Source organism: Mesorhizobium sp. dw_380 (genome assembly GCF_018588885.1).
Taxonomy (GTDB): domain Bacteria; phylum Pseudomonadota; class Alphaproteobacteria; order Rhizobiales; family Rhizobiaceae; genus Mesorhizobium.
Map to the genome: position 1 here is coordinate 223415 of NZ_JAFFIW010000006.1, position 12056 is coordinate 235470.

At 62.3% G+C, this 12056-nt stretch carries 15 protein-coding genes and 1 pseudogene; 4 read left to right on the forward strand and 12 right to left on the reverse strand.

Going from position 1 to position 12056, the window contains the following annotated elements:
- Position 1 precedes the first annotated feature (1 nt).
- From JT360_RS08735 to moaA, 9 genes and pseudogenes are all read right to left on the reverse strand, one after another.
- Entirely contained in the window at positions 2–871 is an 870-nt protein-coding gene (locus JT360_RS08735; RefSeq protein ID WP_214471115.1) for an NAD(P)-dependent oxidoreductase, read from the reverse strand.
- Positions 872–991: 120 nt separating this feature from the next.
- Positions 992–1816 carry an ABC transporter permease gene (locus JT360_RS08740; RefSeq protein WP_214471117.1) on the reverse strand — a complete coding sequence of 275 codons (825 nt, stop codon included), beginning with the start codon at positions 1814–1816 and terminating at the stop codon, positions 992–994.
- Entirely contained in the window at positions 1813–2529 is a 717-nt protein-coding gene (locus JT360_RS08745) for an ABC transporter permease (protein WP_214471118.1), read from the reverse strand. The genes JT360_RS08740 and JT360_RS08745 overlap by 4 nt, the downstream gene beginning before the upstream one ends.
- A gap of 74 nt (positions 2530–2603) precedes the next feature.
- Positions 2604–3389, reverse strand: a complete 786-nt coding sequence (locus JT360_RS08750; protein ID WP_214471119.1) for an ABC transporter substrate-binding protein — start codon at positions 3387–3389, stop codon at positions 2604–2606.
- Between the two features lie 158 nt (positions 3390–3547).
- Positions 3548–4051 carry a molybdopterin-guanine dinucleotide biosynthesis protein B gene (gene mobB / locus JT360_RS08755; protein WP_214471120.1) on the reverse strand — a complete coding sequence of 168 codons (504 nt, stop codon included), beginning with the start codon at positions 4049–4051 and terminating at the stop codon, positions 3548–3550.
- Positions 4048–4680 (reverse strand): molybdenum cofactor guanylyltransferase MobA, encoded by a 633-nt coding sequence (mobA, locus tag JT360_RS08760; protein WP_214471122.1) that lies wholly within the window; start codon positions 4678–4680, stop codon positions 4048–4050. The genes mobB and mobA overlap by 4 nt, the downstream gene beginning before the upstream one ends.
- A gap of 47 nt (positions 4681–4727) precedes the next feature.
- Positions 4728–5651: pseudogene (locus tag JT360_RS08765) on the reverse strand (DMT family transporter).
- 108 nt (positions 5652–5759) lie between these two features.
- Positions 5760–6119: a hypothetical protein gene (locus JT360_RS08770; RefSeq protein ID WP_214471123.1), complete on the reverse strand. Its 360-nt coding sequence runs from the start codon at positions 6117–6119 to the stop codon at positions 5760–5762.
- Positions 6120–6265: 146 nt separating this feature from the next.
- Positions 6266–7261 (reverse strand): GTP 3',8-cyclase MoaA, encoded by a 996-nt coding sequence (moaA, locus tag JT360_RS08775; protein WP_214471125.1) that lies wholly within the window; start codon positions 7259–7261, stop codon positions 6266–6268.
- Between the two features lie 193 nt (positions 7262–7454).
- On the opposite strand from moaA, the gene JT360_RS08780 reads away from it, so the two are divergent.
- Both JT360_RS08780 and JT360_RS08785 read left to right on the forward strand, forming a co-directional pair.
- A complete protein-coding gene (locus JT360_RS08780; RefSeq protein WP_041006636.1) occupies positions 7455–7808 on the forward strand; it encodes a gamma-butyrobetaine hydroxylase family protein in 354 nt (117 codons plus the stop codon).
- A 71-nt stretch (positions 7809–7879) separates the two neighbouring features.
- A complete protein-coding gene (locus tag JT360_RS08785) occupies positions 7880–8491 on the forward strand; it encodes a pyridoxamine 5'-phosphate oxidase family protein (protein ID WP_214471126.1) in 612 nt (203 codons plus the stop codon).
- 100 nt (positions 8492–8591) lie between these two features.
- Here JT360_RS08785 and JT360_RS08790 read toward each other — a convergent pair whose 3' ends face one another.
- Positions 8592–9044, reverse strand: coding sequence for a MarR family winged helix-turn-helix transcriptional regulator (locus JT360_RS08790; protein ID WP_019858112.1), 453 nt, complete (start codon positions 9042–9044; stop codon positions 8592–8594).
- A 47-nt stretch (positions 9045–9091) separates the two neighbouring features.
- Between JT360_RS08790 and JT360_RS08795 the strand changes: the two genes are divergently transcribed.
- Positions 9092–9997 carry an alpha/beta hydrolase gene (locus tag JT360_RS08795; protein WP_214471128.1) on the forward strand — a complete coding sequence of 302 codons (906 nt, stop codon included), beginning with the start codon at positions 9092–9094 and terminating at the stop codon, positions 9995–9997.
- A gap of 9 nt (positions 9998–10006) precedes the next feature.
- On the opposite strand, the gene JT360_RS08800 is transcribed toward JT360_RS08795, so the two are convergent.
- Together JT360_RS08800 and JT360_RS08805 are read right to left on the reverse strand one after the other, a co-directional pair.
- Complete coding sequence (locus JT360_RS08800; RefSeq protein WP_214471168.1) at positions 10007–10402, reverse strand: rhodanese-like domain-containing protein; 396 nt, start codon at positions 10400–10402, stop codon at positions 10007–10009.
- A 60-nt stretch (positions 10403–10462) separates the two neighbouring features.
- Entirely contained in the window at positions 10463–11077 is a 615-nt protein-coding gene (locus tag JT360_RS08805) for a TetR/AcrR family transcriptional regulator (RefSeq protein ID WP_214471169.1), read from the reverse strand.
- 100 nt (positions 11078–11177) lie between these two features.
- Between JT360_RS08805 and JT360_RS08810 the strand changes: the two genes are divergently transcribed.
- Positions 11178–11924, forward strand: a complete 747-nt coding sequence (locus JT360_RS08810) for a 3-oxoacyl-ACP reductase family protein (RefSeq protein WP_214471130.1) — start codon at positions 11178–11180, stop codon at positions 11922–11924.
- Positions 11925–12056 lie beyond the last annotated feature (132 nt).

Below are 12056 nucleotides of genomic sequence, written 5' to 3' on the forward strand. Positions count from 1 at the left end.
CCTACTTCTCCAGCCGCGCCAGCAGCGAGGACGTGTCCCAGCGCTTGCCGCCCATTGCCTGCACATCCTTGTAGAACTGGTCGACAAGCGCGGTAACCGGCAGCCTGGCGCCGTTGCGGTCGGCCTCCGCCAGGCAGATGCCGAGATCCTTGCGCATCCAGTCGACGGCGAAACCGAAATCATACTTGCCGGCATTCATGGTCTTGTGACGGTTCTCCATCTGCCAGGAACCGGCCGCGCCCTTGGAGATCACCTCGATCACTTTCTCGATGTCGAGCCCGGCCCTCTTGCCGAAATGGATGCCTTCCGACAGTCCCTGCACCAGTCCGGCGATGCAGATCTGGTTGATCATCTTGGTCAGCTGGCCGGCGCCCGCCGACCCCATCAGTCCGACCATGCGGGCATAGGCGTCGATAACCGGCCGGGCCTTGTCGAAGGCAGCCTGATCGCCGCCGACCATGACGGTCAGCACACCGTTCTCGGCACCGGCCTGGCCACCGGAAACCGGCGCGTCGAGAAATGAAAACCCGCCGACTTGCGCGGCTTCCGCCAATTCGCGCGCGACCTCGGCCGAGGCCGTGGTGTTGTCGATGAAGATCGAACCCTTCTTCATCGACTTGAAGGCACCGTCCGGACCTGTCGTCACCGAGCGCAGATCGTCATCATTGCCGACGCAGGAAAAGACAAAGTCCTTGTCCTTGGCGGCCTCCGCCGGCGTCACCGCAAGGCTGCCGCCATGCTGGCCAACCCACTGTTCGGCTTTGGCCTTGGTGCGGTTGTAGACGGTGACGTCGTGGCCACCCTTGCTCCTGAGGTGTCCGGCCATCGGGTATCCCATCACGCCAAGACCGAGAAATGCCACAGATGCCATGAGCTTGCCTTTTCCGACGGATTTCAGTTGCGGAAGCTCTAGGCCATGCGGCGAATTCGTCAAGGCGCGCGCCGCCGCATCGACTGGCACAGGCTGATCGGAAACAGCATCGATGATACGTCAGCGGTGCAGGTGAATCGTGATCCTGCGCTCGATCCATTCGACGCCATGGCGCAGGATCTCGACCATCACCAGATAGACGATGGCAACCCAAACATAGGCCTGGAAGTCGAAGGATTTGGCGTAAGCGAGTTTCGCATTGCCCATCAGGTCGTAGACCGTGATGATGGCGACGATGGCCGAGGCCTTGATCATCAGAACCAGTTCATTGCCGTAGGGCCGCAACGCCACGATGATCGCCTGCGGCAGGATGACCTTGCGCAATGTCTGCAGCTTGTGCAGGCCGAGCGAGGCGGCCCCTTCCCATTGACCCCTGGGCACACTCTCAATGGCGCCACGCAGGATCTCCGCCTGGTAGGCGGCGGTGTTGAGCGCAAAGGCGAACACGCCGCAGTTGAAGGCATCGCGGAAGAACCACCACATGCCGACCGATTCGAGCTGCACCCGGAAAGAGCCTACCCCATAGTAGACCAGATAGACCTGGACGAGCAGCGGCGTACCGCGGAAGAAATAGACGTAGCAGTAGGCAAGGCCGGACAAGAACCGGTCCTTCGACATGCGGCCATAGGTGACGGGCAGCGAAAGGATCGCGCCGACCACCATCGAAATCGCCACGAGCGCCAGCGTGGTTCCCAGCCCTTGCAGATAGGCCGGCGCATACCTCGCGAAGAACTCTCCGTTCCAGGCGTAGATCAGATAGGCAAGGATGCCGAGGCCGAAGAGCATCCAGAGGCCGACAAGCGCGTGTCCCACGATGCGAATGCGCGGCCAGCCGCGGGCCGGCGGCGGCGGCCGTTCGACCGCGATCGCGTCAGCGGCGCTCATCGGGCCTCCCTCCGCCCCAGCGAGCGCAGGATGAGCCCGGTGGCGATCGACGACAGGATCGCCAGGACAAGAAACACCAGGGCAGCGACGCTATAGAACAGGAACGAGTGCTTGGTGACGCGCGCGGCCACGCCCGCGTTGCGCAAGGTTTCAGCGAGGTTGACGACCGAGACCAGGGCCGTGTCCTTGAGCAGGCTGAGCCAGCAATTTTCAAGGCCGGGGAAGGCGATGCGCAGCAGCTGGGGCAAGATCACCTTGCGCATGGTCAGCCATTTCGACAGGCCGATCGCGTAGCCTCCCTCATATTGTCCCTTCGGTATGGCGCGAAACGCCGAAAGAAACACCTCGCTGGCATAGGAAGAGAAGATCAGCGACAGCACGATCATGCCAGCGATGAAGCTGTCGACATCGATCGTCGCCTCGGGCTTGAACAGGCGGATGATGTATTGCAGCAGGATGGGCATGCCGAAGAAGAACAGGAACAGTGTCACCAGTTCCGGCAGGCCGCGAAACACGGTGGTGTAGATGTTGGCGGCCAGCCGCAGCGACGGCTCTTCCGACTGCTTGGCCCATGCTACGAAGAAGCCGATCGTCAGGCCGATCGGCAGCGTTGCAAGGGCAAGTGCGATGGTGACCAACGCACCATAAGCAATATCGTCACTCCAGCCTTCGGGTCCCCAACTGAGCAGTGTCCATATGCTTTGGGCTGGCATCGACTCGTCTTACCCCACGGCGGTCCCGAGATGAACAAGGCGGCAGGGGACCCCTGCCGCCTTGGCGATGATAATCAGGACTCGGCGCCGTAGACGTCGAACTTGAAGTACTTGTCGTTGATTTCCTTATATTTTCCGTTGGCGCGGATGGCGTCGATGGCGGCGTTGAACTTGTTGACGAGATCGGTCTCGCCCTTTCGAACGGCAATGCCGGCGCCAGGTCCGAAAATTTCGACCGGTTGCGGCGAGGGTTGGCCGAGGATCTTGCAGCAGGCGCCGTCAGGCGTATCGAGCCATTGCTGCAGCACGACGATGTCATCCTCGATGGCGTCCAGGCGGCCATTGGCCAGGTCAGCCTGCTCCTCGGGACTGCTCGGATAGCCCTTGATGGTGCTGTCGGTATAGGTCTTCGAAGCATAATTGAAATGGGTGGTCGTGGTGGCGACGCCGACGGTCTTGCCGGCGAGGTCTTCCTTGGTCACGCCCTTCAGCGTGCTGTCCTTCGGCACGGCGAGCGCCGAGGGCGTGTTGTAGTATTTGTGGGTGAAGTCGACCTTCTGCTGCCGCTCCGGCGTGATCGACATCGAGGCGACGATGGCATCGAACTTGCCGGCCTGGAGCGCCGGGATGATGCCGTCCCAATCCTGCGCGACGAAGGTGCACTTGACCTTCATTTCATCGCAAAGCGCCTTGGCGATGTCGATGTCGAAGCCGACGAGCTGGCCGTCGGCAGTGAGGTTGTTGAAGGGCGGGTAGGCGCCTTCGGTGCCGATCCTCAGGGTCTTTTCCTGGGCCTGGGCTACGCCGAGCGTCAGTAGCGCGGCCGATGCGGCGAGCGCGATACGCAGTGCAATACGCATGATAGTCCTCTCTTTATGGTCCCGGCCGTTGTTCCGAAACGGCTCTGTGGGGCGGTGCTTTTGACCGCCCGCTGAGGCAATACTCCCACTCTTTCGAAGAAAAAAGCAACTGCAAAACCGCCAAAATCGGTAATGGGTTTCTGCCGTTACGTTACATCTCAAGCAACGAGACCGGTCGTGCGCTCGATGAAGTCGACTATCGATTTTACGTCGTCGAGGTCGAACACCGGCAGGCTCTCATCCGTGATGGCGAAGTCCGCTGCGACGGCGACAATATTGGGATCACCTGGCGAAAGCGGCGCCTGGTCCTTCGCTTCCAGCCGCCTCGTTTCGATCTTGCGGTGGGGTTCGCGCTTGTAGCCTTCGACCAGCACGATGTCGCATGGCGCGAGCCGCGCGAGGATGGCGTCCAACGTTGGCTCGTCCTCGCCACGCAACTCGTGCATCAGCGCCCAGCGATTGCCCGACACGATCGCGACCTCGGTAGCCCCGGCCTGCCGATGGCGGAAGCTGTCGGTGCCTGGCTTGTCGATGTCGAAATCATGATGGGCATGTTTGACGGTCGAGACCTTCCAGCCGCGCCGCACAAGCTCTGCGACCAGCTTTTCGGTCAGTGTGGTCTTGCCGGAGTTTTTCCAGCCGGTGATGCCGAAGATGTTCATGACGTCATGCTCTGCAACAGGCGAGCGGCCTGGGCAAGATCGTCCGGCACATTGATGTTGAAGAAAGGATCGATCTGATGCCCTGCGAATTGTGGGACCGGGAATTCCACCTCGACATGGCCATGGCGCTCGATGAAGGCCGAAACCCGCCTGTTGTCCTCATCGACCAGAAAATGCCGCAAGGCGTCGCGGCATCCCGTCGGCCACAGCGCGAAGGTCGGGTGCCGCCTGCCGGCCGAGGCGGCGACGGCGATCGAACCGGGATGTTCTCCGGCCGCCGCCCGCAAACGGTCGACGAGATCGAGCGGCAGGAAAGGTGTGTCGCCGGCGGCGGTGACGATCGCCTCGCAAGACGTGCTGACGGCGGCCCATTCGAGGCCGGCCAGTATTCCGGCAAGCGGCCCGGCAAAGCCTTCGACGGTGTCGGCAAGCACCGGCAGTCCGAACCGGGCAAAGCGCGCCGGGTCGCCATTGGCGCTCAGCGCCAGGGCTTCAATCTGCGGGCCAAAGCGCGACAGGACCTGATCAAGCACGCTGCCGCCGCCAAGCGGCAACAGGCTCTTGTCGCCACCGCCCATTCGTCTCGACTGGCCACCGGCCAGAATGATCCCCGCGACGTCTCGCTTCATGGCCTGCCTGTACGCCAGCCGCCGGAAATCGCAAGCGGCTTCAAGATCTAGATACCATCCGGCGCCATGGCAGGTCCGGTGCTTTCGGCGACGATCCTTCGCCGGCCGACCACGCGCTCGCGATACAGCGCATATAGACCCGAGCCGACGACAACGGTGGCGCCTACAATCATCGGCATGTCCGGTATGTCGCCGAAGACGATCAAGCCAAGCAGGATGGACCAGAGGAGCGCCGTATAGCGGAATGGCGCGACGAAGGAGATTTCGCCCGAGCGCATCGCATGATGATGAACTGATAGCCGATGAGCACGAGCACCGCCGCCAGCGCCAGCAATGTCGTGCTTTTGCCGGTCATCGGCGTCCAGCCACCCATCGGCGACAACAGCAGCGCGCCGACGACGGTCATTGCAAGCGCTGTGGCGGTCGAGACCAGCATTGTCGGTATGGCCTGAGGGATGCGCTTGGTGGCGAGATCACGCACCGTGCAGCATGCGACGCTGGCCAGCGCCACAAGGGAATAGACACTGAAGCCGTCAAAACCCGGCCGCACGATGACCAGCACGCCGGCAAAGCCGGTTGCGATCGCCAGCCAGCGCCGCCAGCCGACCGCTTCGCCGAAAAACAGCGCGGCCCCCATCGTCACCGCCAGCGGCAGCGCCTGAAGAACCGCCGAGACACTGCCGATCGGCAAATGGGCAAGCGCGCCACGAGGAATGACACGGTTGCGCCTGCTTCGCCCAGCACACGGATTGCCACCAGCGGCTGCAGCATCAGGCGCGGCTGGAAAAGCGCGCCGCGTTGCCAGGCCAGCAGGCCGACGAAGAGCGAGGCAAACGCCCCTCTGATCAGCATGACCTGCGCCATGTTCATCGATTGCGAAGAGTATTTGGTGATGGCATCGTTGAGCGTGAAGCCAACCATCGCGCCACCATCATGAACAACGCGCCGCGAAGATTTGGAGAAAGAGGCAAGACATCTACCGGTTGCTTGGGCAAGCAAGCCTGTAACAGCTGGCCACGAGACAGCAATGGCAAAGGGCTGTGCCAGGAGGCGCAATCGCCTCCCGGCCGCTTCGATGTCTATTTCTTTGGCGTCAGGATCTCGGTGCCGTTGCCTTCCTTGCCGGCGATCGTCCACAGGCCATGCAGCGAGCCGTCGTCCTCGACCTTGTAGACGACAAGGCCGATATCCTTGTCCATGACATAGCCGGCGGAGAATGCATTGTCGTTACGCATGCAGATGCCGTCCGAGGAGGACCCACCCGTCTCCCAGTGGATCGTGCAGGTGGTGCCGCTGGTCAGCGTGATGGTGGCTTCGCCGCCATAGGACGATCCGTCGAAATTGGTGCCGGCGACGGTGTAGGTGCCGCCGATCGACTGGGCGGCCGCGGGCAGGGCGGCGAGGCCGAGCAAGGCGAAAGAAAGAAGAATTTTGCGCATGATGTATTCCCCCTGTGAGCGACGATTCCGCTGCGGGGAAGCTAGGCCGGAAGATGCTGGCGGTAAATCCGACAGCGGCTTGCCGACCGGACTTTTTCTGGGATGTGACTGGCCACCGGGCAATCCTTGCACGGATCGGCGGAAGATCAGCCGCCGGTGACACTCATATGTCGGGAGACCGACGGGCGGCTGGTGCGCCGATCGATGATGAAATCATGGCCTTTCGGCTTGCGGCCGATCGCCTCGTCGATCGCGTCGGCGACCAGCTCATTGCTCTCCGATGCCCGCAACGGCGCGCGCAGATCGGCCGCATCCTCCTGGCCGAGGCACATATAGAGCGTGCCGGTGCAGGTCAGCCGGACGCGGTTGCAGCTTTCGCAGAAATTATGCGTCATCGGCGTGATGAAACCGAGCTTTCCGCCGGTCTCGGCAACGTGGACATAGCGGGCCGGGCCGCCGGTCTTGAAGGGAATGTCGGCCAGCGTGAACTGGCGCTCCAGCGAAGCGCGCAGCAGCGACAGCGGCAGATACTGGTCGGTGCGATCGGCGTCGATCTCGCCCATCGGCATGGTTTCGATGACGGTCAGGTCCATGCCTCGGCCATGCGCCCAGCGCATCATGTCGGGCAGTTCGGCGTCGTTGAAATCCTTCAGCGCCACCGCGTTGAGCTTGACTTTCAGCCCGGCCGCCTGCGCGGCATCGATGCCTTCCATGACCTTGCCGAGATGGCCCCAACGGGTGATCTGGTGGAATTTGCCGGCGTCGAGCGTGTCGAGCGAGACGTTGATGCGCTTGACGCCGCAATCGGCAAGCTCGGCGGCGAAGCGCGACAATTGCGAGCCGTTGGTGGTCAACGTCAGTTCCTCCAGCGCGCCGCTGTCGAGATGCCGCGACAGCTGGCGCACCAGATGCATGATGTTCTTGCGCACCAGCGGTTCGCCACCGGTGAGGCGCAGCTTTCTGACGCCCTTTTCGATAAAGACGGTGCAGAGCCGGTCCAGCTCTTCCAGCGACAAGAGATCCTTCTTGGGCAGGAAGGTCATGTCCTCGGCCATGCAATAGGTGCAGCGGAAATCGCAGCGGTCGGTGACCGACACTCTGAGATAGCTGATCGTGCGACCGAAGGGGTCGATCATGTTCATGTTCGAGCGTTTCCGTGGCCGTTACCGGCGTCGTTACATACAGCTATGTGATACGATCCAGCCCACCATTCAAGATAGCCAGCCTTGATCTTTGGTAACATTCCCCGACCGACATTGCGTGTCGGACACCCTCCATGCCTTTTCGCACGGCGCGAAGCAGCGTAGGGAAGGGGTAATTCAAGCAGGACCGATCATGACGGCGCCAAAAGAACTGAGGGTCTCCAAGGACCGCAAGCTGCTCACCGTGACATTTCCCGGGCATCAGCCATTCGAGTTGCCGGCGGAACTCCTGCGTGTGGCGTCACCTTCAGCGGAGGTCCAGGGCCATTCGCCCGAACAGCGGGTGACGGTTCCCGGCAAGCGCAATGTGGCCATCCTGAAGATCGAGCCGGTGGGCAATTATGCGGTGCGCATCACCTTCGATGATTTCCATGACACCGGCATCTTCACCTGGAATTACCTGCACACGCTCGGCCACGAGAAGGACGAACGCTGGAACGCCTATCTCGCCGAGCTTGCGGAAAAGGGCTTGAGCCGCGACCGCTGAAGCCGTTCCGTCGCTGTCGTCAAAACGTCATCGATATGGAGTAGCGCGGGCAAAGGTTCGGGGACGAAAAAATGTCGCTCATCACCACGGTCGAACAGCTCGAAGCACTCTATGGCGTTCCAGGCGAAGCCTCGCTGGTCAAGGAACTCGACCAGGTCATTCCCGAATATGCCGCCTTCATCGAGGCCTCACCCTTCGTTGCGCTTGCCACCAGCGGGCCGGAGGGGCTGGACTGTTCGCCGCGCGGCGATCTTGCCGGCTTCGTGCGCATCGTCGATTCGAAAACGCTGATGATGCCGGATCGGCGCGGCAACAACCGCGCCGATTCGCTGAAAAACATCATCAGGGATCCGCGTGTCGGGCTGCTGTTCCTGGTGCCGGGTTCCGGTACCACGCTGCGCATCAACGGCCGGGCGCATATCACCACGGACCCGGCACTTTGCGCGTCGTTCATGGTCGACGGCAAGGCGGCGCGCTCGGTGACCGTCATCGATGTCGATTCGGTCTATTTCCAGTGCGCCCGCGCCATTGCGCGGTCGGAACTGTGGAACCCGGCCAGGCATGTCGACCCGAAGTCGCTGCCGACGCCCGGACAGATCCTGGAAATCACCAGCTGCAAGAACATCGACGGCGAAACCTACGACAAGGAATGGCCGGAGCGGGCGAAGAAAACGATGTGGTAGGATAGAGCCCTAAGATGGGCTCTATCTGTTTGTTTGCGCATGATCTTTTCCGAAAACCGGATGCCATTTTTCCGGATCATGCTCTGGGCCGAAAGGGCGGTCACGCCTCCTTCAGCACCTCATAGATCTTGCGCATCTGCTCGCCGATCATGTCGCATTGTTCCGGCGTCGACTGGCTCATCGCCTTCTCGATCAGCGCCATATGGACTTTCAGCGCCTGCATCAGCAGCGCCTCACCAGCTTCGGTCAGCGCAAGCCGCAGGATACGCTTGTCCTTCTCATCTCCTTCGCGGCGCAGCAGGCCGCGTGTCTCCAGCTGCGGCAACAGCATGGTGATGTTGGAGCGGCCGACGAGCAGCTTGCGGGCAAGGTCGTGCTGCGACATGCCGGGATGGCGATAGAGGTTCATCAGCACATCGAGCTGCGCCGGCTTCAGGTCAAGCGGCGCTAGCTTCACCGCCAGCGTGCGCTCCAGCACATGGCAGGCGCGCGCCACCGCGACCCAGTTGCGAAAGCGCGGGTTGTCCCAGGGCAGCTCTTGTTTATTGTTCATCTTTGAACTATTATGTTCATGCTTGAACGTATGGATGGATTCTCACTATGGCATCATTCGGGCTGAAGGTCATCCGGGGGGTGTTTGGTGCAGCCGAACATATCGCGCCACGCATCAGCGGGCGCGCGGCGTTCGAACTGTTCTGTCGTACGCCAAGCGCCAGGGCGCTGACCGGTGGCGAACGCCGCGCCATAGACCGCGCCGCTGAGTTCATGACCGAAGCGCGCCATCATCGGCTGAAGACGGCTACCGGCTGCGTCATGGTGCATGAGTTCCGGCCGGAGCCGGGCAGGGCGGCCGCCGGCACGGTGCTTGTCGTCCATGGCTGGCGTTCTCGCACCGAATATATGCGCGCCTTGATCGAGGGCTATCGCGCGGCCGGCTACAGGGTCGTTTCGCTTGACCTGCCGGGACATGGCCAGTCGCAGGGCCGGCACCTGAACATGGTCAATGCGGTTGAGGCGGTGCGGGTTGCCGGTGAATGGTTCGGTCCATTCGTGGCGGCGGTCGGTCACTCGTTCGGCGGCGCCGTTGCTGCCAATGCCATAGCCGGTTCGGTCAAGAACATTCCGCCGCTGACGGCCGGGCGTCTTGTGCTGATCGCAGCACCCAGCTCATTGCCGGCGATCTTTGCCGACTTCAGCCGCATGCTCAATGTCGGGCCGCGTTCGCAGGTCGCCATGGCGGACCGTGTCGAACACCTTTCCGGCAGGCCGCTGCATGAATTCACCGGCGACCGCCAGCTTGCCCAGGCGGCCGTGCCGACGCTGGTCATCCACGCGCCTGACGACCGCGAGGTGCCGGCCGAGCACGCAAGGCGCTATGCCGGTGCCGGCGATCATGTGCTGCTGCACTGGGCCGACGGGCTTGGCCACCGCCGCATTCTTGCGGACAAGGGCGTTGTCGAACGCGCCGTCGCTTTCGTGGCCCACGAGCCGACGCTGCTTCACTGAGCGGTCCGGCTATTTCTTCTTCTCGCCGGGCTCTACCGGCAGCCCGGCAGCCTTCCAGGCCGTGTAGCCACCGAGGATGTGCTTGACCGGCGAAAGCCCCATGTCCTGCGCCGTCTTGGTGGCCAGGGCCGAGCGCCAGCCACCGGCGCAGAAGAAAACAAAACTCTTTCCCGAGGCGAAGAACGGCTTGTGATAAGGGCTCTCGGGATCGATCCAGAATTCCAGCATGCCGCGTGTGACATGTTTGGCACCGGGAATCCTGCCATCGCGTTCGACCTCGCGAGGATCGCGCAGGTCGACGAAAACGGTGCCTTCGTCCTCGAGCAATCCTGCCGCTTCTTCAGGCGAAACCACCTCGATCTCGGCATTCGCCTCGTCCAGCAGTTCGCGATAACCCTTTTTCACTGTCATCCCCTCCCGGCCGTGCTGGCAGGTCCGAATTTCGAGCACAACAGCCAGCATTTGTCACGCCGAGTCGGTGCCGGCCATCGTCTTCCATGCAGCCATCGCCCCGGCGACCGTCGCCATCAGTGCGGTGCACGAAGCACCGTCTCGTGCCTGGATCGACATGCCGTGCTGCACCGTGGCGAAAAAGGTCGCGGCGGTACGGCAATCGAAATTCGCCGGCAATTCGCCCTCGGCCACGGCGCGCTCGAGGCGCTTGCACAGGGCTGTAAGGTTTTCGGCGCGGCGGCGGCGCAGATCCGCGCAGATGGCACCGCTGCTTGAGTCCTGGTGCAGTGCGCCCAGTGCAATCAGGCAACCCTGCGGGCGATCGGTCTGCGAATAGGCTTTGGCTGTCCGCCGCAGGAAATTCTCGATCGCAAGGCATGCCGTCGATGCCTCGTCCAATGCGGCCCAGATTTCGGTTCCTTCGGCGTGCGTGTAATATTCGGTCGCTTCGAGGAACAGCGCCTCCTTGCTGCCGAACGCGGCATAGAGGCTGGGCGAATTGATACCCATCGCCGCGGTCAGGTCGGCGATCGACGTGCCCTCATAGCCTTTGGCCCAAAACAGTTCCATCGCGCGCCGCAGGGCCGCGGTTCGATCGAAGGTACGGGGACGGCCTCTTTCCGACATGACGCCTGTTTCTGTGTTGATCGTTACATAAATCAGTTGACGCGGTTGGACAAGACTGCCAGACATTTGTGTATCAATCACTACATAAATGGAGAAACAGATGTCTTCCAGCAATCTGAACGGCAAGGCAGCGCTCGTCACGGGCGGCAGTCGCGGCATCGGGGCGGCGATTGCCCGGCGCCTGGCGGCTGATGGCGCCGATGTCGCCCTGACCTATGTGCATGGCGAGGAACATGCCCGCTCGGTCGTGGCCGAGATAGAAGCCAAGGGCGGTCGCGCCATCGCGATCAAGGCCGACAACCGGGATGCCGTGGCGATCGACAAGGCCGTTGATGACGCCGTCGCCGCATTCGGCCGGCTGGATATCCTGGTCAACAGTGCCGGCATCTGGCGCGCGGCCCCCATCGATACGCTGTCGCTTGCCGATTTCGACGAGACCATGTCAGTCAATCTCAGGGCTCCGTTCATCGCCTCCAAGGCAGCGGCAGCCCATATGGGAGAGGGCGGCAGGATCATCTCGATCGGCAGCAATCTCGCCGAACGCGTCACCGACACAAGCCTCGGGGCCTATTCCGCCAGTAAGGCAGCGCTGGTCGGCCTGACCAAGGCTCTGGCGCGCGACCTCGGCCCGCGCGGCATCACCGCCAACGTCGTCCATCCCGGTTCGACCGACACCGACATGAACCCGGCGGATGGCCCGCATGCCGAACATCAGCGCCGGAAGATGGCGACGCCGCGCTTCGGCAAGGCCGATGATATCGCCGGCATGGTTGCGTGGCTTGCCGGCCCGGAGGGGCGTTTCGTGACAGGTGCGGCATTGACGATCGATGGCGGCGCCAACGCCTAACTTGCATCGAGTCCTCGGGGGCGGAGACACTCCGCTCCCCCGTCACGATGTTGTGAAACTGTTCTGCAACAGGCGCTCGGAAATTTATGAAAGCTTAACGAAATCGGTATGAATCGGTATAGTCGCGCCTTA